Below are 20039 nucleotides of genomic sequence, written 5' to 3'. Positions count from 1 at the left end.
TTTATTTAAAATTATTATAAATTAATTATTATTCAAAACTAAATCTTTGTCAACTATTTCCTTCACTTTTTTGGAAACAATTTCAGCCAAACAGTCGATAAATGCTGATTGTGCATTCGGCATATTTGGTCTAAAATATTTGGCATTTAATTCATCAGTTACAACTTTACATTCATAATCGTTGTCATATAAAACTTCTAAATGCTCCGCTACAAAACCAACTGGGCAATATATGAAAGATTCGTACCCATGCTCTTCATATAAATCTTTCGTTAAATCTTGCACATCTGGACCAATCCACGGATCTGGAGTATTCCCAGCACTTTGCCAACCGATTGTATAGTTTTGAATATTTGCAGCTTCTGCAATTAAATCTGCCGTATGCTTTAGTTGTTCTACATAAGGGTCTCCTGCTGCAATAATTTTTTCCGGCAAACTATGCGCTGAAAAAATTACGACTGCTTTCTCTTTATTATCAATTTCTGTAAACGTCTCTTTTATTTGGTCTGCCCAATACGAAATAAATTTCGGTTCATCATACCATTGTTCAATTGGTTCAATAACAGGACCACCGATTTCTTTTGAAAGACGAATAGCACGGTCATTATACGCTTTAATGCTAAATGTAGAGTAATGCGGCGCTAATACGATACTAATCGCTTGCTCGATCCCATCACGCTTCATTTCTTCTACAGCATCTTCTATAAATGGTGCAATATGTTTTAAACCTAAGTAACAAGTAAATTCATACTCTGTAAATATGTTATTCATTGAATCTGTTAATTTATGCGCCTGTTCTTTCGTAATTTTTGCAAGCGGTGAAATTCCACCAATCGCTTTATAGCGCCCAATTAAATCTTCAAGCGCTTCTTCTGATGGCGTACGCCCGTGACGGATATGTGTATAATATGCCTCTACATCGTCTAATGATTCTGGTGTTCCATACGCCATTACGAGTAAACCTATTCTTTTCTTTGTCATCTATCTAACACCTCAATTTTATAAATGAGAATCTTTTTCAGAACATTTGTTTCCAATTATAACAAGTAATAATAAGTACGTCAAAATAATAATTCTAATTAAGTATTATTTATAAGGTGATTTTGAATTTTATATGACAATTTCTTTAATAAAAAGCGACTTACATAATTGTAAGCCGCTTTTCCCTTATTCCTTAATATTTACCCCATATTCTTTAAACCAAACATGAATTTGTGCTAAATGAGCTAAAAGCTGTGGCCCAGTCATCAATTGACCAAACCATGGTGTTTGAAATGCACTGCCGCCAGACTGAATCAATCCGCTCAACTGCTCTTTATCAAACAGTTCGTGTAAAATTGAACCTTTATCCGTTAATAGATTTTGAAGCCATACTGTTACTGCTTTTGTATAGTGCGGATTGTGCGTTTTCGGATAAGGACTCTTCTTTCTATATAAGATGTCATGTGGAAGTACACCTTCTAACGCTTTACGTAATAGACCTTTTTCGCGGTTTTTATACATTTTCATTTCCCAAGGAATATTCCACGCATATTCGACAAGACGATGATCTGCAAATGGAACACGTACTTCTAAGCTCGCTCCCATACTCATGCGGTCTTTTCTGTCTAATAATGTTGTCATAAACCATACCATATTTAAATAAAATAATTGGCGTCTTTTTGCTTCTAGCGGACTTTCCCCCTCTAAAATAGGAACTTCTTGAATCGACTCTTCATAGCGCCTTTGTACATATTGTTGTAAATTTAATTTATTTCTCCATTCTTTTTTTAGAAGTTGTTCACGTGCCTCTGTAGAACGCATCCACGGAAATGCACTCGATTGTAAATCATCTTCTCTATAAAACCACGGATATCCACCAAATATTTCATCTGCACATTCTCCAGATAAGCCAACGACAAAATCTTGTTTAATTTCTCGGCAAAACCATAATAATGACGAATCGATATCTGCCATACCAGGCAAATCACGAACGAGTACTGCTTCAGTTAAATACTCTGCTAATTTTTCATTCGAAATGACGCAGCGATGATGGGTTGTTTGAAATGTCTCAGTCATTAAATTAATAAACGGAGCATCTGAATTTGGCTGGAATGCATTCGCTTTAAAGTATTTGTCATTATCTTCGTAATCAATAGAATACGTGTGTAATTGCCCTTTTCCTGATCTCTCATATTCTTTCGCTGCAATAGCTGTAATAGCGCTCGAATCTACACCACCCGATAAAAAAGTACATAGTGGTACATCAGAAACAAGCTGTCTTGTAATCGCATCTTGTAATAAAAAGCGCGTTTTCTCTACTGTTTCTTCAAAAGAGTCTTCATGTTTTTTACTTTCTACATTCCAATATCTCCATATACATAAACCGTTCTTTGAAAATGTCATTGCATGACCTGGACGCAATTCTTTTATGCCAGCATAAATACCGTGGCCAGGCGTTCTTGACGGTCCGAGCCCGAATATTTCTGATAATCCTTCTAACGTTACTTCCGCCTTCACATCTGGATGCGACAATATCGCTTTTAACTCCGAACCAAATAGTAAGCGTCCGCTATCATATTTATAAAAAAGTGGCTTTACACCTAATCGATCTCTCGCAATAAATACTTGTTCTTTCTGTTCGTCCCATACTGCAAACGCATATATACCGTTTAAATGATCGACACATTCTTCTTTCCATTCAATATAAGAAGCTAATAATACTTCTGTATCAGAATGACCTTTGAACGTATATCCTCTTCTTAATAATTCCTTTCGAATGTCTTCTGTGTTATAAAGTTCACCGTTATAGCAAATGGCGTAATTCGTTTCACCTTTTAAACAAGTCATCGGCTGTTTACCGCCCTCAGGATCCACAACGATTAACCGCTTATGCCCAAATGCGACATTTCCTTTAATCCAAACTTTATTATCATCCGGCCCCCGTTTCGCTAACGTCTCAGCCATCTTCGTAACGACATCTCTTTCTCCTTCTAATGAGCGTTTATAATCCACCCATCCTGTAATCCCGCACATATAAATCATCCTTCCATCTTATTTCTTTTCTTGAACGTGCAGTAATCCCCACCCTAAGAGTGCGGATCAAAAAAATGAAAAACTTGACGATAACCTACTATCCACATATGGAATAGCATTTTCACTCAGTAAAACGTGTTTTATTGTATGCCCACCTATGTCTATATGTGTCTAGTTATAAAGAATGCACGAACTGTCTATAACAGGAATAACTACTTTTCATAAAGGAGAAATCGTGTATGATACAACGTAAACATATTTTATATAATCAGCCCCGTGCTCATACAGTCGGTAATGTAGAATATATAAACAATGAGTGGGTATTCTTTGATGATGAAAATGATGAAGCGTTTTTATTAGAAGATATTGCCGAAGATGGGTTTGAAATTTTGTATAATAACAATTGGCTACCAGCCCGTTTCTATGAACAAGATGTATTACAAATCGCCAACGAGCAACACCATTTGCAAAATGGTGAAATGATACGTATTCGAAAAAAGTTACTTCTTAGCTATAATGAATGGCTGGAGGAATTACCTGACTCTGTCTTCACATTATTAACCGAATCATTGCAATCACTTCACTACTCTTTATATGATTGCATGTATTGTCATAATTATTTATCTTTCTTACCGCAAGAGGAGTCACGCGAAGGAGTAAATATTCTTTTGTTTGATAACGAAGAAATGATCTGTACACTGCAGCACCATTTCGTCCGTCACACTACGTCAAATAAAAATATGTTCCGTTTTACGAAAGTAAATGGAGAAGAGTTGCATATCGATGCGACATAAAGTGAAACTTTAATCAGTGGGGGAGTCCACTGATTATTAGCCTTCACCAATCTGATGTTTACGGGATAAAGTAAAAAACCACCTTATAATCTCCCAAGTCTTTGAGATCATAAGGTGGCTTTATTTTTTATTAGAATACTTTCCAGCCAATCGGTAATTTCAGCCCAAGGTAAAATACTGCTACTAGCGCAACAATAAATAAGCCCCAAACCGCCCCTGTTGGTTTGTTTTTGCTCATTTTCACAAGAACCATTTCCATTCCACCGATAACTAAAATACCAGCCAACATTTTTAAGCCATACCACATGTGCATGCTACCTGTTGCTGTCTTCACAATACTCATGTACAACATGAAGCCTGTCACAATAATAATGATATACATTAGGCGAAGCCCCATATGTACACCTTTCCCTTTTCTTCCTGCTGAATAAAGTGAATACGCAACGAAGAATAAAATTAAACCTAACGCCCATGCTGTAATATGCATATGTACCATCGTATCCCTTACCTCCTCTTTTCACACTTTTTCACTCTATATGATAACATGTTCATTTATTTTCAGGAAATGTTTCGCTTTTTTACATTTAAATGATATAATATTTAGAGTATTTACAAACTTCTTGTAATAACAAAAGGGGGAACAATCATGATTCAAACTAAGGATATTATCGAACTTACAGACACATACGGAGCAAATAACTATCACCCACTTCCAATCGTTATTTCTAAAGCAGAAGGTGTTTGGGTAGAAGATCCTGAAGGAAACCGCTATATGGACTTATTAAGTGCATATTCTGCAGTAAACCAAGGTCATCGTCACCCGAAAATTATTAACGCTTTAATTGACCAAGCTAATCGTGTTACGTTAACTTCTCGTGCTTTCCATAGCGATCAATTAGGTCCTTGGTACGAAAAAGTTGCGAAACTAACTAATAAAGAAATGGTACTTCCAATGAATACAGGTGCTGAAGCTGTTGAAACTGCAATTAAAACAGTTCGTCGCTGGGCTTATGATGTGAAGAAAGTGGAAGCAAACCGTGCTGAAATCATCGTTTGTGAAGATAACTTCCACGGACGTACAATGGGTTCTGTTTCCATGTCTTCAAATGAAGAGTACAAGCGTGGATTCGGTCCAATGCTTCCTGGCATCGTTGTAATTCCTTACGGTGATTTAGAAGCATTAAAAGCCGCAATTACACCAAACACAGCAGCATTCATTTTAGAGCCAATTCAAGGTGAAGCAGGAATTAATATCCCACCAGCTGGTTACTTAAAAGAAGCTTTTGAAGTATGTAAAAAAGAAAACGTTTTATTTGTAGCAGATGAAATCCAAACTGGCTTAGGCCGTACTGGTAAAGTATTTGCTTGTGACTGGGACAATGTAACTCCTGACATGTACATACTTGGTAAAGCACTTGGCGGCGGTGTGTTCCCAATCTCTTGCGTAGCAGCAAACCGCGACATTTTAGGTGTATTTGAGCCAGGTTCTCACGGTTCTACATTCGGTGGTAATCCACTTGCATGTGCTGTTTCTATCGCGGCTCTTGAAGTGTTAGAAGAAGAAAAATTAACAGAGCGTTCTCTTCAATTAGGTGAAAAATTAGTTGGGCAATTAAAAGAGATTGATAACCCAATGATCACTGAAGTTCGTGGTAAAGGTTTATTCATCGGTATCGAATTAAACGAGCCAGCTCGTCCTTACTGTGAACAACTAAAAGCAGCTGGTCTATTATGTAAAGAAACACACGAAAATGTAATTCGTATCGCACCACCTCTAGTAATCTCTGAAGAAGATTTAGAGTGGGCATTCAAAAAAATTAAAGCTGTATTATCGTAATGATAGAGAGGTTGTCCGACATGTTGGGACAACCTCTTTCTTTTCATATTCATTTATATTAAGATGAAATTGTAATTTTCTGTATTTTAAAATCGTAAAGGAGGTGCGACATGCTATTAAGATATGGTAAACATATTAACTATTTAGCTACAGCTTTTATTTTAGTTACATTCTTTGGTTTCCTACTTTCCACAACATGGCTTCATTACTCAACTCCTACTACACTCACACTACTGAAAGCATCATTTTGGACTGCTGTTATTCTTACTATCATTGGTTTTGGACGAGAAAAAAGCGCACTTACGGTTATACTATTTGGCATTTGTACACTTGCATTCATTGGTCTTTACACTTTTGCCGTTATCGATTACCTCTATAACCCAAGGCCATAAAAAAGAGCTATCTTTTAACAAGATAGCTCTTTTCTTTATTTCACTACATTTCGTAAAGTACCAATTCCTTCTACTGTAATGACCACTTCATCACCAGCATGTAAAAACTTCGGTGGTGTAAAACCTTTTCCGACACCAGCCGGCGTTCCTGTTGCGATAATATCGCCTGGTTCTAAAGTCATTCCTTTACTTATCGTTGAAATAATTTCTTCTATTGAAAAAATCATTTTATTTGTGTTAGAAGTTTGCCTTACTTCTCCATTTACTACCGTTTCAATGTGTAATGCATTCGGCGCATTAACCACCGATTTATGAATTAAATACGGTCCCATCGGACAAAATGTATCGAAGCTTTTCCCAAGGAAAAACTGTTTATGTTTTCTTTGAATGTCTCGAGCTGTTACATCATTTATAATCGTATAACCAAAAACATGCTCAAGCGCTTTTTCTTTTTTTATTTGCTTCCCTCGCTTACCAATAATGATAGCTAATTCTCCTTCGTAATCTAGTTCGTCCGTTGCATGAGGGTGACCATTAATTTGCTCATTTATGCCAATAACTGTTGTTGGTGCTTTCGTAAAGATCATTATATTTTCTGGAATAGACTCTACTCCGCCCATTTCTACCACATGCTCACGATAGTTTTTTCCAACGCACAAAATATTCTTTCTTGGCCTTGGAATCGGCGCTAATATTTTCACCTCTGTTAACGGATAATACGCCGCTTCCCCGTTCTCTTTTGCCCAATTTACAATTTCACATACTTTCTCAAAGCATTCAGTCCCTCTTTCAATACACTCTAACATTGTAATAGGGATTGTAACCTTTTCCCCTTTTTGTCTTTGCGCTTCTCTTAAGTGTAATACCTTTTCTTCTTCTTCATCTACAATACCTACAAATACCTTTTCTTCTTTCTTCGCCGTTACAAAACGCAATATTTCCACTCTCCATCCTAAAACTCATACCCTTTAATTGTATTCGCATCCGCAAGAAAAAAACCTTCTCATGCACGCTAATTTTTACAATATTCTTCTCATCCCCTATTCGTTACCCCTTTATCATTTGGCATAAAATGTAGAAATTTTACTTTTTTTAGCGAATGCATTTCTTTTTTATGAAGTTTTTGTATAATATGTACTACATATATACTAAAAATTTCATTTAGAGATGGAGCCGATTTCAATGTTTGAGCAAGCGATTGAAAAAAAACGTGAAAAAATGATTTATTTTGCTGAACGCTATGGAATGACTTCTCAAAAAACAGTGGATTGTAGCCAAGAACTGGACAGGCTCTTAAATGTAATTTGTCATGTACATACGGATTTACACCCTAATCAAACATTCAAAACACACACGCAATAATGCGTGTGTTTCTTTTATTTCAAAAAAATACACATTTTATTGGAAACGCCCATACAATAGTAGAAAAGAAAATTTTAAAAACGAAGGGTGTTTTGTATGCCAGCTATGGTCGGACATATTCGTATCGTCAATATTGGATCAAGTGGTATTTTTCATATTGGAGATGTATTTGCGATTAGGCCTATTAGTTACTCACGTGCTTTCGCCGGGGCCGGCTCTTTCAACGTTGGAGATAATGTTTCTGTCTACAATTATCAAAGTGCAACGACTGTCAACGATTCAGATGTAATCGATCAAGCGATAATTGGCTCAACTTAAAGGAGGCAATTGCATTGAATTTTTATGTAAACCAAAGTATCATCATCAACAGTATTAAAATTGATAGCATTACAACCTCTTCTGTGTTCCAAATTGGTACTGCCGGAAGTATTAAAGCCCTATCTAAATTTTCAAATACGGGCGGATTTACGGAGCCGCTTCGCCCATTACAGGCGAAAGGACAAATTATTTCTATCAAACCATCAACTAGTTCTTCTTAAGACATCCTTGTCATAAATATATAGCAGGAATATTTTTACCCTCCCTATTGAAAAGGAGGTTTCACAAATGAATCAAGATATATATACTTACTTACACCAACTTCAACAAGCTCTTCAAACACAACAAGCAGCCATCTTGAATTTAGAAGATCAAGTGCGCCAACTCCAAGAAGAGCTTAACGAATTAAAAAATCGCCCCTCCTCTTCTGTAGGAAAAGTGGAATACAAATTCGATCAATTAAAAGTCGAAAATTTAAATGGTACTTTAAATATTGGTTTAAACCCATTTTCAGCAAAAGGACAACAAATTGAAGATTTTCAAGTGGATACAGAAACATTGAAGGTAAACCCTGAAACCGAAACAAACCCAGACTTTTATCAAGGTATCCTCCAAGAAATGCATCGATACTTAGATGAAGAAGCATATAATCGTATTCTCCATTTTGAACAAGAAGAGAGAACACCGCTTGATGAAATGTATCGACAAATGATGGTGGATGACATAAAAAAACAGATGGAGCATCGACTCCCTTATTATTTATCACAAGCGCAATCATATGAAGGTATTTCAACAGATCCAGATTATTTACGAGATATCATTATTCAGGCAATGAAACAAGATATTGACAAAGCCTTTCTCTCCTTTATTCAGCACATACCGGGAAATTTTCGAAAGGAGTAAGTATGTATGAACCTTAACGTTGTAAACCGTGAGTTAAAAGTCGGACAGATTAAAATGAACGGTGTATCGTCGTCCGCACTCTTTTTAATTGGAGATGCAAATCTCCTCATTCTATCTTCTATTCTCGATACACCATTTGAAACAGTTACAGAGGGTCCATTTGTACCATTAGTAACAGATGTCCCTCCTACTCCAGGTTAAGGAGACTGAAAAATTATGTTGCATCATGTGTCCATTGTCCAAAATGTTTCTATTATTTCTTTAGGGATTACTGCCGTATTTCAAGTTGGAGATGCAAACCAAATGGAATTAAAAAGTAGAGCTATTGCCGTCCACCGTGAAATTCCTTTTTATATACGGGGAGAAGGTCGCTTTGATGCTTTTGAAATCTTTACAGATGAACACATTACAATTCCAAAACGAACGACAGATGTAAAATTAAATATTGTAAATGAATGCCCTTTTATTGAAGTGAATAACGTTGAATTGCGGACACTTTTAAATTCTGGTTGCTTTCAAATTGGAAATGTTGATTATGGTTTTAATAACTCTCGTATTATACAAATCCGCCAATATATTACGGATGAACCTTCCGCACAATAATTCATATAGTAATTAAAAAGCTTAGTAAAGTAGGTGGATGGTATGCCTTCAGTTGTAGGAAATCTCGTCGTGCAAAACAGTAACGGCTCTTTCAACTTAGGAGATTTTTATAACGTATCTCCGAAAGAAAACACGAAAGCCTATAACGGATCTGGAGCTTCCAATGTTGGGTTTGTCGTGAATACGTTTAACGGTGTTAGTGCAACGAATACATTTGATTCTGATGTGGCAGATCAAGATCAGATTGGAACAGCGTAAAAAAAGTAGGAGATATTCTCCTACTTTTTTCTTTTATGTAATTCAAAATTATTAAAATGAAATTTTAATAAGCAAGAGCTTCACTGTCCACAAATAGTGGTATAAACACGTAAGTAGTGAAGAGGCACTATTTCATTTTATTTAAATGATAACCCACTCTCCTCCAAAGCCTTCCTAAGCTTCGGCAAAGACGCAGGTCCCATACCATGCAGTTTTAAAATTTCTTTTTCACTATATTTTGAGAGTTCTTCTACAGTTTGAATTCCACGGTGCTCTAATGCCCTTCTTGCTGGCGCTGAAAGAAGAGAGAGAAAACCTTCTTTTGGTTTTCTCTCTTTCTCACAGACTGGGCAAGTTGGACAATCGCTACTTTTATAGTACTCGTGTCCCTGTTCACAAGTTCTTAACGTTTTTTCCGTTACCATTTTCAAGCCCCTCTATTCTTCAATATTTACAACGTGATTCCCATCAAAGAAGTATAAACATTTCTCTTTTACAGGATGTTGTAAGCTTTTCTCCAGCGCTTTTGCATATAACGAAAGCTGCACTTTATATCGATCCTCTAAAATTGGTTTCGCTTGATCGAATCCGCCTGGGAATTTCCCTTCAATCGTATCTGTTTTGAAGTCGATTAACGTAATGCCATCTTCCTCTTCAATCATGCAGTCGATAACCCCTTGGACAAGAATCGTTTCTTCACTCTTCCCTTGCCAATCTTGATATGCTTCTTCTGCTGCAAGCATCATCGTAAATGGTACTTCACGCTCAACACTTTTCGCCGCTAATACCCTTTTACCTAAGTCACTGTCAAAGAATGAAATTACTTTTTCAATCGCTATTTCTTCCGCCTGCTCGAATGTTAATAATTCCTTATTTACCATTCCAGCAATTTGCTCTTGAAGAACTTCAACCGTAATCGGCTTCTTCAAATCAACATGCTGCATAACGGCATGGACTGCTGTTCCGCGCTCTGCGTACGTTAACCCTTTTTTCTCCATAAAGCGCGGGCGTGTTTTAATTGGTGCACGTAGTTTTTTAATAAAGGCGTTATCGCTACCTTCTTCAGATTGATAATTTCTCTTTATTTCTGTAACAGATTGCTTCGCACGATGAGATGTCGCATCCTCATATCCGTACTTCCACATTAATCTGTCGTACACTTCTTCTTTCCGTTCACTTTGCAGGGGAACAGCCTTTTTCTCACGAAGCGCTTCTAACAATTCTTGTTTCTCTTCTTGAACTGGCTCTGGTGCAAGTAGTGTGTTACCGTCCACAACTTCTACTTTCCAGCTAGTGTCATATCCGTAAATTTCATCTGGAATACTTCCTTGTCCTAATTCAAGAAGCATTTCACTATCACGGTGTCTATATAATGAAGGTGCAATCCAGTCTAAATAACAAGACGCCCCGGCACGTATGTGATCTGGTAATAACCATTCACTATGTTCCCTCGCATCAAGCCATTTTTCCATTTCCTTATTTGCATCCTTAACTGTTCCGATTAAAATTAACTTCTCTTTCGCGCGCGTCAACGCTACGTATAGTACGCGCATTTCTTCCGCAATTAATTCCATTTTCATTTTACGCTTAATCGCAAGCTGTGATAATGTTGTATATTTAATTCGTTTACGCGGATCGATAAATTGCGAACCGAAACCGAAATCTTTATGCAGTAAGAAACGCTTCATTAAGTCTTGTGTATTAAAACGACGACCGAGTCCAGCTACAAATACGACCGGGAACTCTAGCCCTTTACTTTTATGAATCGTCATAATGCGAACAACGTCTTCTTGTTCACCTAGGGCTCTCGCCGTACCCATATCATCACCGCGTTCTAAAATACGTTCAATAAAACGTAAGAAGCGGAATAACCCTCTAAATGATGTTGCTTCATATTGTCTTGCACGGTCATATAGTACGCGTAAGTTTGCTTGTCTTTGCTTTCCTGCTGGTAAACCGCCAACGAAGTCGTAATAACCTGTCTCACCGTACACTTTCCAAATTAAATCAGAAAGGGATTGTTGACGGGCAAATTCACGCCATCCTTGCAGTAAGTTATAAAACCACTCTAATTTATCATGAAGTTCTTGCTCCTCTTCAAGCGGTGCCCCTTTTAAGAATGAGCTCATTACTTCATAAAACGAGCCTTTCTTTCCATGAGCACGAAGCGTTGCAAGTTCTTCATCGCTCAATCCAACGATTGGGGAACGAAGTACAGCGGCAAGCGGAATATCTTGCATCGGATTATCAATAACGCGGAATACGTTCATCATAATATTTACTTCCGTCGCTTCAAAATAACCAGTCGCGAGGTCAGCGTATACTGGAATTCCTTGTAATTTTAACTCTTCCATAATTTGCGGGGCCCACGGCATGGAGCGAAGTAAAATAACGAAATCGCGATATTGCACCGGACGCATACTATCATTTTTACGGTCATACACTTCATAACCGGAATCAACCATCGCTTTAATGCGCTGCGCCATAAGGCGAGCTTCAAGCTGTGCTTTTTCGACTTCTGCACCTTCTTCACCGTCTATTACTTCTTCTTCCGTTTGCTGAATACATAATAATTCTGCTGCTACATCTTCACCTTCTGGATAGGTAGCACCTAGCTTTAGTTCAGCGTCAGCATCGTAGTCAATTTCCCCAACTTCTTCGCCCATAATTTGTTTAAAAATAAAGTTCGTACCTGCTAGTACTTCATGACGACTACGGAAGTTTTTCGCTAAGTCAATCTTCATTCCGCCGCCCAATCCTTCTTGTGTGAAACGTTTATACTTTCCTAGGAATAAGCCTGGCTCGGCTAGTCGGAAACGATAAATCGACTGCTTTACGTCACCAACCATGAACAAGTTTCCTTCACTCTCAGAATCTTTCGTTACGAATTTAATAATGGATTCCTGTACAAAGTTCGTGTCTTGATATTCATCGACTAATACTTCAGCAAATTTATTACGATATTGGAGCGCCACTGCTGACGGATTCATTTCACCATTTTCACTTTGTTTACTTAAAATTTGTAAACAGAAATGCTCTAAATCCGTGAAATCGACCATTCCTTTATCTCGCTTCATCGCTTGGAAACGCTCTGTAAATACTTTTACAAGTTGAACAAGCTTTTCTAATACTGGGTGCATATCTTGAAAATCTCGTAAGAAACTTTCAGGTTTGCGGCTAAATAACTCTTCTTGTAATTTCTTCACTTCATCTTTCGCTTTATTACGAAGAGAGTCTACTTGTTTTACAACATCTTCATTGTAATCACTTTTCTTAATACGCTTTAACGTTTGCCACGATACGTTTTGCATCGCTTCATACACACTTGTCCACGACTCACGAGCAGCTGATGATAGCGTTCCAAGTAATGCTACATCTGCTTGCAGGGTTTCAATGCGAGGCGCTGGACCGTCAGGAAGCATTGCGAGTTCAGTTGCCTTACGAATATGCTGTTCCGCTGTTTCAAGCTGGAATTTCACATCTTCTAATAAATAAGAAGCATATACTAAATCTTCAATTGTCTTTCCTTCTACGTCATATGCTTCTACTAATTTATCAAGCCATTTTTCCGGATTTGGATGCGCTCTTGACTCTGTATGAAGCGCTAAAATCATACGTTGCAAGTCATCATCACTACGGTCACTCGTATAACGATCAACAAGTTCAAAGAAGATTGTATTATCTTCGATTCCGTACTCTTCTTCTAATATGTCATCTAGCACTTCTTCTTTTAACAATTCATTTTCTGTTTGATTCGCAATACGGAAACGAGGATCAACATCAAGCATGTAGTAATATCCTCTAATTACTTGTAAACAGAATGAGTGAATTGTTGAAATGGAAGCTTTATTTAATAGGCTCAGCTGCTTTCTTACGTGTTGAGAGCCTGGTTCATCAATTAATACCTTTTCTAACGCTTCCCCGATTCGGTTTTTCATCTCTTGCGCTGCTGCATTCGTAAATGTTACAACGAGCAGGCGGTCGACATCGACTGGATTCTCTTCATTAATAATCTTTTTAATAATACGTTCAACTAATACTGCTGTTTTACCTGATCCAGCTGCAGCAGCAACTAAAATATCACGTCCGTTCGCTACAACAGCTTTCCACTGGTCATCTGTCCATTGACTACCTTCTGGTTTTTTAGGCCAATTTTCTATCATTCTCCGCCAACCTCCTCTCTTATTTTCTCCATCGCTTCGCTATCTTTCATATCTTTTAACGATCGGAACTGATTATCTTCCAGTGACTCATCAAACTGACAAACAGATTTGAAGTTACAGAACGTACATGCTGCTTTATTCCCCATTTTATAAGGAGCAATATCGATAACACCTTCTGTAATATCTTTTCCGATATTTTCAAACGTATGGTGTACATATTTTTGCAGTACGTTAAACTCTTGCTCACTTGCAATACTTGAACGCGCACTAAAGCTACCGTCTTTTTTCAGGCCAGCAGAAATAATATCTGAGCTTCCTGTTGAAAGTTTGTTATCCATTAAACGAACAACGTCAGCATCTCCTAGTACGAGTCCTTTCATTTTAAATTTCTTTAAAATTTCTTTTTCAATTTCAGCTTCCGTTGCGTCACCTTTCATCTCAACGATTGGGTTATGAATATGGAAATACAATACACCAGCTGGTGATGCTGCGTGGCCTTTTTTCATCCACGTCTGTGCATTCGAAGTAACAACATCTAAATACGTTAACATTTGAAGTGCTAATCCGTAATACACTTCCGTTAAATCTAACGCTTTTGAACTTGATTTATAATCAATAATACGTAAGAACGTCCCGTTTTCATCTTCTGCCTTATCAACACGGTCAATACGGCCGACTACTTCCATCTTTACACCATTTGGTAATGAGAATTCCATCGGCGGAAGTGACCCTGTACCTCCCATACCGAACGGCACCTCTAAATCAACTGGTACGAATCCGCTTGACTTCGCATGTTCACGAAGAATGATTGACGTACGGAAAATGATTTGTTGTAGTTTTTGTTTTAAATAGAAATGACGGTTTGAACTTAATAAAATTTGTCGTTGTAATAACGGCGCAATTTCTTCTATTACTAAAACAGAAAGATGCTCACACTCTTTTATGGATAAATCCGCCCAAGTGCGGTTTTCACGCAATAACTTGTCCGCAATTTTCTTTAATGCCGCATGGAATAATTCGCCGATGTCTGGCGCAGCAAGCTTGAAAATATCACGCTCTCTAAGCGATAAACCGTGCTGCGCAAAATGAGCGTATGCACAACGATTAAATAGTTCCATACGAGAGACGCTTCCTTTAATTATATCTCCGTATAAATCTCTACTTACTGCTGTACTTAGTTTCTTCGCACGATTTCGATAGAATAAACTTGATAAGACGCGGCTACTTTTTTGTTTCCATTCATCTGAAGTTACGTAGAAATTATATACGTCCCACCAAAAGTCTAAATTCCCTTCAAATCCGTATCGCTTCCACGTTTGTAGTTGCTGCATAACGTAAGATAACGTTACTTCTGGCGTTGCTACATATGAAATTTGTTCTGAACGTGATAAATCATTTACGTCATTCGTAATAAATGAATCTTTCACATTAGGGAACATTCTTTTTATTTTCTTAATAAAGCTAGAAGCAAGTAACGTCTTTCCTTCTTCATCTGCAAGCGGGCATGAAATGTATAACTTCTCAGATGCTCTCGTTACCATTTGATACATAACGAACTGTTCTTCTAACAAAGTTTGTCTCGTCGTTGGCGCTAATTCAATCCCTGCCGCACCAAGAACTTCTCTTTCCTCATCAGAAAGCATACCTTCATCCATAGGTGCTGCTGGAATGACACCCTCATTTACACCTATAATAAACGTTGCTCTCACATCAGATAATCTGGAGTGATCAATATTAGCAATTAACACTTGGTCTAATGACGGCGGAATGTTAGCAAATTGAAGCGCCTCAAGACCAGTCGACATAACGTCAGTAAACATAGAAAGAGACATTTTCTCTTCACCAAGCATCTCTACAAACGTATCAAGAAGGCTCATTACTTCTTCCCATACTTGTTCATGATCTGTCGCAAATAAGAAATCTCCACGTTCTTCTGCACGTATACGTAATTCTTCTAGTTTTTTCGGAACATCCAGTTCTTCTAAAAATAAGTAAACTGCTTCACACATTTGCATAACTGTTCCTGCACGCTTTAACCTTTTTTGCATGCGAATAACAGGTGTTCTTACAACGTCACGTAACCTATTTATTTTCTCTTCCATTTCACGTTCACTGTCTGTGATCATCCCGTTCTTATCATCAAGAGAACGATAACGGCGATACATCCATGGATCCTCTGAAGTCCATCTCTTTCCTTGTACACCGTACGCTAAACAGTAATTTTCAAATTCATCCATTTCTTCACGCATCGTTTCTTTTCTTACGTCTAATGGATATAAAAGCTCTGTTTTCACGCAGCGGAACACCGCATCATAACGCCAATTCCCACTAATAATCTCGAGTGCAGAACGAATACATTCTACTAATGGGTGATGTGACATCGGGCGCTTTTCATCGATGAAGTGCGGGATATTATAATCTGTAAATAACGTTCGCATCACATCGTAATAACTTTCCCCATTACGAAGAAGCACTGCAATATCCCGGTAACGATATTTTTCACTCGCAACAAGTTTACGAATTTCACGAGCAACACCTTCTACCTCCGCTCGTAAATTCGCAGCTGTACTAATCGTTACACTCGCTTCACCGTTAAATTTTTCATTCGGACGCGCTTCATAATGAGCTTCTAAATGCGCTAATGCCGGAGAATGAAAACGCGGCTGTTCCATAAGTGGAATTGTTTTTTCAATTTCTATTTTCTCTTCACGCGCTACTTGTTTTATTTTTTCATACGTTAACGTCGTTTCATAAAATAAATCGAGTTCATTTACTGGCTGCGCTAACGTTTTTTCATCTATCGTTAACGTGATCGTAACTCTCGCTCCGCAAATCATAAGCTGTCTTACAATCTCTAACTCTTGCGGGGAGAATGAATGAAATCCGTCTATATAAATTTCCGCACCATTTACATATTCAGACTGCGGAAGCTTTTCCACTAGCAATTGCAGGTAGTCTTCTGAATCTAAATATTTTCCAATTAAAGCACGTTCAAAATCATCGTATAACAGCTGTAAATCATACACTTTATTCGCTAGTAACTTTTGTTCGGCACTGCTACTATGCGCATCTAATTGTTGCCACATTTCATATACGTTAGATGGCGTTACATTGTAACGTTTAAACTCTGCAATCATACTACCAAGATGTTCAAAGAAACCGTTTTGCTCCGCTGCTTTTTGGAACACCGATAATCCATCTTTACGAGACTCTACAATTTTACGGAGTAACATATGTACACCAGCTTCATCAATATGAAGACGACTCGCTCCGCCAACTTCTTGCAGTACCTTCCACGCTAATCGTGAAAAACTAAAAACTTGTGCCCGAATAGAACCTCTTACATCCTCACTTCCAATTAACGCCTGCTGCGTCTGGAATGTCATCTGTTCTGGCACAAGATATAATATTGTTTTCCCTCTCGGGCGTTGTTTTAACTCTTCTTGCACTTCGCGTAAACAAAGTGTACTTTTTCCACTTCCCGCTCTACCAATCACAAATCGAAGTGACATGTAACCCCACCTTTCACTTACATAACGAACGTTAGTTTGCTACTATAATTGTATTATAGGACACGAAAAAAGACAAACTGAGTTGTTTGCCTTTTCTATACTTCTATCTATTATATCAACCTTTTGAAAAATTCGTTTGCACCTCTTGAATTGGCCAATATCGCAAATCAACTTTACCGACGACTGTATCAGCTTTTACAAAGCCAAAGTGTCTACTATCCCAGCTCCCGAGCCGGTTATCACCTACTACAAAAATAAACCCAGGTGGCACCAGTTTTTCTTTCGTTAACTCTTCTAATGTAAAGTCGCCTGTTAGTTGCCTTCCGTTTATCTCTTTCTTATACTTCTCTAAATACGGCTCATCAATAAATTGACCGTTTATATATAACTTATCCTGCTTATATTCAATATGATCTCCAGGTAAACCGATAATCCGCTTTACATAGTCCTCTTTTTTATTCGCATGAAATACCACAACGTCAAATCTGTTCAAGTCCCCAACTTGATAACTCACCTTATTTACAACTAGCATATTGCCATCTTGCAATGTCGGCATCATTGACTTCCCCTCTACAACATACGTTGAAAAGAAAAACGTTCGAAAAAATACAGCTAATAATACACCAATTAAAATTGTTCGTATCCACTCCATGCCTTCTTTTTTCAAAGTTTTCTTCATCTGCTTCTCCCCTTATCCTTTAATACTGAAGCTTTCCTTTACAAAGAAGACTATTCTTAATGTAGTTCTAACTTTACTTCGATTTTCTTACCGACATACCATAAAATAAAAATACCAATCGCTACAATAACTGATTTCACCGGATTATGAATAAATGACATTAAATCATGACCGATATACGTTAAAATAAAAATCATCACAAGTTTTCCGAATGCTAACGCTAGACCAAACTGTTTTACACTAATTCGGGATAAACCAGCGACAACATTTATGAGCGCTGACGGTGTAAACGGAAAACAAAATATAACAAAAATCGGTGCGAATCCTTTCCTTTCAATCCACCCCATTGCTTTTCGTACTCTCTCATGCTTATTTACAAACGAAAAGAAACGACTGCGACCAAAATGGCGGATGATGAAAAAGACAAGTAATGCACCCATTACTGATCCAAGCCATGAATAAAGAAAACCGAGCCAAAAGCCAAATGCAACAGCATTCGCCAGTACAAATACGATAAGCGGTAATGCTGGAATCAACGCCTCTATCATCGGTAAACCAATACCAAGAAGTGGTCCGAACGCTTTATAACTCTCAACAATATGATCCATATTTTCTGGTGAAAAATACTCTTTGATTGTCTGAAAATCCATTCTACACTTTACCCCTTTACTCTAAATACTATCCCTACTGTATCATTGCTTATATGAAAGAGGAAATGGTAGATACGACATATGGAGATGTATTTATTAAAGTTTCCATATCTTTCATAAGAATTCCTTCATTATTTAGCTATGATAATCTATCAATATTCGACAGGACGTGTCATTCGTTTTGTTATTTAGATTGTTTTTTTGATTTTTTCGGTAAATGAAATTACAATGGTGATTTTCTAAATATAACAATTACAACTCGGTTTTTCTAATATATCGCCTTACCTACAAAGACTGATAAAGTGAAACTTTAATCAGTGGGGATTTTGTTGATCCCCCGCTTAACTTCTTTGCTTTCGCTGAATTTTGAGGCGGGGGTCTTACTGCCCACAAATAACAGGATAAACAAAAAAGAATGGGGATTCCCCCATCCTTTCACACTTCGCCTTCATTCACAAAATACACACTCTCATAAGCGGGTCTTAATGTTGATTCCTCTTTTTTATCAACCTCTTTAAAACAAGGATTCCCTTGTTTTTTCCTACGATCTTCATATTCAGTACGTAATTTCGCTGTACGATTTTGTTGATTTTCAAAACTAGTTTTTGATATCTCTAATTTCACAGCAAAGCCATTTATAAATCTAATAATAAGATTTCCATCTTTTAATTCTTTATTACTTTCAATATAAAAATGAGACAACCAAGCACACTCTTTTCTAGAGTAAGAATAGGTAGGGAAAAAATAAAGTTGATCTGCTGGACTAATCGCAATCGGTGCTTTATGTGTAATATGAGTTAACTCTTTCGTTCCTTCTTTTCTGCCTAAGAAACTAGAGCCATGCTTGCGGCAACTTCTTTCTATAATATCTAGAGGTTTTTGAAATACGAAAAAAGAATCATTCATTTCAACGACTCGCGTAACAATTTTCTTTTCACTTAGAATAACAGGAAGTAAGGCCATCGTATTTTTCGTTACAACATAATTTTCGACATAGCGTTCCACTTTACTTTCCATACTCCATTATCTCCTTTTTTCCATTTATATTAGCAGCTGCATATATAATTTTAGCATCTATGAAAAGGAAATAGCTTACAAGTTCCGCTTTTTTACAATTTTTTATCATTTATCAAACATTTGTTAAATAAAAAAATCACGATATAGTAATGTTTTAATTTTAAAGTTATAAAAACAGCATTTATACTACCTATAAATATTTATTATCCCTTCCTATTTTCACATCATGAAAACAATTAACTTTGCTATAATTAAAATGTAAATCCAATATATGGAGGGCCACTATGGAGGAAAAAGAGATCCAACCATCGATTCAAATGAAAAATAGTAGCGTCATTATCGTGAAAAACTCAGCTAGTATTATATTTGGTTTATTTTTCATTCTGCTATTCTTTGCTAAACCGTTTCGTAAATCAAGATGTCCAGAATGTAAAAAACGTGAGAAGAAAAAATTAGAGCAAGAACAATAAAAGGCCTTCCTTTATGGATTGCCTTTTTACATTTGTAGTATCATTTTATTTATTCTTCTCCCTAAA

The 20039-nt window shown here is 37.1% G+C and carries 21 protein-coding genes; 11 read left to right on the top strand and 10 right to left on the bottom strand.

Features of this window, described 5'->3' with window-relative positions; genetic code table 11:
* Positions 1-21: 21 nt before the first annotated feature.
* Both hemH and asnB read right to left on the bottom strand, forming a co-directional pair.
* The gene (hemH, locus tag MR112_RS21645) at positions 22-981 is read right to left on the bottom strand and encodes a ferrochelatase (RefSeq protein ID WP_078385730.1); all 960 of its coding nucleotides are present in this window, start codon (positions 979-981) and stop codon (positions 22-24) included.
* 186 nt (positions 982-1167) lie between these two features.
* Positions 1168-3015 carry an asparagine synthase (glutamine-hydrolyzing) gene (asnB, locus tag MR112_RS21640; RefSeq protein ID WP_025687429.1) on the bottom strand — a complete coding sequence of 616 codons (1848 nt, stop codon included), beginning with the start codon at positions 3013-3015 and terminating at the stop codon, positions 1168-1170.
* Between the two features lie 239 nt (positions 3016-3254).
* Between asnB and MR112_RS21635 the strand changes: the two genes are divergently transcribed.
* On the top strand, positions 3255-3809 hold the full coding sequence (locus MR112_RS21635; RefSeq protein ID WP_000616046.1) for a DUF2777 domain-containing protein: 555 nt from the start codon (positions 3255-3257) through the stop codon (positions 3807-3809).
* A 130-nt stretch (positions 3810-3939) separates the two neighbouring features.
* On the opposite strand, the gene MR112_RS21630 is transcribed toward MR112_RS21635, so the two are convergent.
* Entirely contained in the window at positions 3940-4305 is a 366-nt protein-coding gene (locus MR112_RS21630) for a YisL family protein (RefSeq protein ID WP_000233494.1), read from the bottom strand.
* Positions 4306-4455: 150 nt separating this feature from the next.
* Here MR112_RS21630 and rocD point away from each other — a divergent pair, with 150 nt between their 5' ends.
* Both rocD and MR112_RS21620 read left to right on the top strand, forming a co-directional pair.
* Positions 4456-5646, top strand: coding sequence for an ornithine aminotransferase (rocD, locus tag MR112_RS21625; RefSeq protein ID WP_226369032.1), 1191 nt, complete (start codon positions 4456-4458; stop codon positions 5644-5646).
* 110 nt (positions 5647-5756) lie between these two features.
* Positions 5757-6038 carry a hypothetical protein gene (locus tag MR112_RS21620; RefSeq protein WP_000926857.1) on the top strand — a complete coding sequence of 94 codons (282 nt, stop codon included), beginning with the start codon at positions 5757-5759 and terminating at the stop codon, positions 6036-6038.
* A gap of 35 nt (positions 6039-6073) precedes the next feature.
* Here MR112_RS21620 and MR112_RS21615 read toward each other — a convergent pair whose 3' ends face one another.
* Entirely contained in the window at positions 6074-6973 is a 900-nt protein-coding gene (locus tag MR112_RS21615) for a fumarylacetoacetate hydrolase family protein (RefSeq protein WP_242245287.1), read from the bottom strand.
* 247 nt (positions 6974-7220) lie between these two features.
* On the opposite strand from MR112_RS21615, the gene MR112_RS21610 reads away from it, so the two are divergent.
* The 7 genes from MR112_RS21610 (at position 7221) to gerPF (ending at position 9482) form a co-directional block, all read left to right on the top strand.
* Positions 7221-7400, top strand: a complete 180-nt coding sequence (locus tag MR112_RS21610; protein ID WP_000462841.1) for an aspartyl-phosphate phosphatase Spo0E family protein — start codon at positions 7221-7223, stop codon at positions 7398-7400.
* A 96-nt stretch (positions 7401-7496) separates the two neighbouring features.
* Positions 7497-7718, top strand: coding sequence for a spore germination protein GerPA (gene gerPA, locus MR112_RS21605; protein ID WP_001111187.1), 222 nt, complete (start codon positions 7497-7499; stop codon positions 7716-7718).
* Between the two features lie 14 nt (positions 7719-7732).
* Positions 7733-7939 (top strand): spore germination protein GerPB, encoded by a 207-nt coding sequence (gene gerPB / locus MR112_RS21600; RefSeq protein WP_001012508.1) that lies wholly within the window; start codon positions 7733-7735, stop codon positions 7937-7939.
* A gap of 67 nt (positions 7940-8006) precedes the next feature.
* Positions 8007-8621 (top strand): spore germination protein GerPC, encoded by a 615-nt coding sequence (gene gerPC, locus MR112_RS21595; RefSeq protein WP_001070760.1) that lies wholly within the window; start codon positions 8007-8009, stop codon positions 8619-8621.
* A gap of 6 nt (positions 8622-8627) precedes the next feature.
* Positions 8628-8822, top strand: coding sequence for a spore germination protein GerPD (gene gerPD, locus MR112_RS21590; RefSeq protein WP_001052807.1), 195 nt, complete (start codon positions 8628-8630; stop codon positions 8820-8822).
* 15 nt (positions 8823-8837) lie between these two features.
* Positions 8838-9224 (top strand): spore germination protein GerPE, encoded by a 387-nt coding sequence (locus tag MR112_RS21585; protein WP_000902324.1) that lies wholly within the window; start codon positions 8838-8840, stop codon positions 9222-9224.
* A gap of 42 nt (positions 9225-9266) precedes the next feature.
* Positions 9267-9482: a spore germination protein GerPF gene (gene gerPF, locus MR112_RS21580; protein WP_001141566.1), complete on the top strand. Its 216-nt coding sequence runs from the start codon at positions 9267-9269 to the stop codon at positions 9480-9482.
* Positions 9483-9619: 137 nt separating this feature from the next.
* Here gerPF and MR112_RS21575 read toward each other — a convergent pair whose 3' ends face one another.
* The 6 genes from MR112_RS21575 to MR112_RS21550 all read right to left on the bottom strand — a co-directional run bounded on the left by MR112_RS21575 (position 9620) and on the right by MR112_RS21550 (position 19503).
* A complete protein-coding gene (locus tag MR112_RS21575; RefSeq protein ID WP_000255728.1) occupies positions 9620-9907 on the bottom strand; it encodes an RNA polymerase alpha subunit C-terminal domain-containing protein in 288 nt (95 codons plus the stop codon).
* A 12-nt stretch (positions 9908-9919) separates the two neighbouring features.
* Positions 9920-13645 (bottom strand): helicase-exonuclease AddAB subunit AddA, encoded by a 3726-nt coding sequence (addA, locus tag MR112_RS21570; RefSeq protein WP_242245286.1) that lies wholly within the window; start codon positions 13643-13645, stop codon positions 9920-9922.
* On the bottom strand, positions 13642-17157 hold the full coding sequence (gene addB / locus MR112_RS21565; protein ID WP_242245285.1) for a helicase-exonuclease AddAB subunit AddB: 3516 nt from the start codon (positions 17155-17157) through the stop codon (positions 13642-13644). Before addB ends, addA begins: the two co-directional genes overlap by 4 nt.
* A gap of 115 nt (positions 17158-17272) precedes the next feature.
* Entirely contained in the window at positions 17273-17836 is a 564-nt protein-coding gene (gene lepB / locus MR112_RS21560; protein ID WP_000751919.1) for a signal peptidase I, read from the bottom strand.
* Between the two features lie 56 nt (positions 17837-17892).
* The gene (locus tag MR112_RS21555) at positions 17893-18486 is read right to left on the bottom strand and encodes a TVP38/TMEM64 family protein (protein WP_000347517.1); all 594 of its coding nucleotides are present in this window, start codon (positions 18484-18486) and stop codon (positions 17893-17895) included.
* Positions 18487-18921: 435 nt separating this feature from the next.
* Positions 18922-19503: a competence protein ComK gene (locus tag MR112_RS21550; protein WP_242245284.1), complete on the bottom strand. Its 582-nt coding sequence runs from the start codon at positions 19501-19503 to the stop codon at positions 18922-18924.
* A gap of 284 nt (positions 19504-19787) precedes the next feature.
* Here MR112_RS21550 and MR112_RS21545 point away from each other — a divergent pair, with 284 nt between their 5' ends.
* Positions 19788-19973: a hypothetical protein gene (locus MR112_RS21545; RefSeq protein ID WP_075677594.1), complete on the top strand. Its 186-nt coding sequence runs from the start codon at positions 19788-19790 to the stop codon at positions 19971-19973.
* Positions 19974-20039 lie beyond the last annotated feature (66 nt).

The organism is Bacillus cereus group sp. BfR-BA-01330, from assembly GCF_022663885.1.
GTDB lineage: Bacteria > Bacillota > Bacilli > Bacillales > Bacillaceae_G > Bacillus_A > Bacillus_A cereus.
This window is presented reverse-complemented; position numbering and strand designations above follow the sequence as displayed.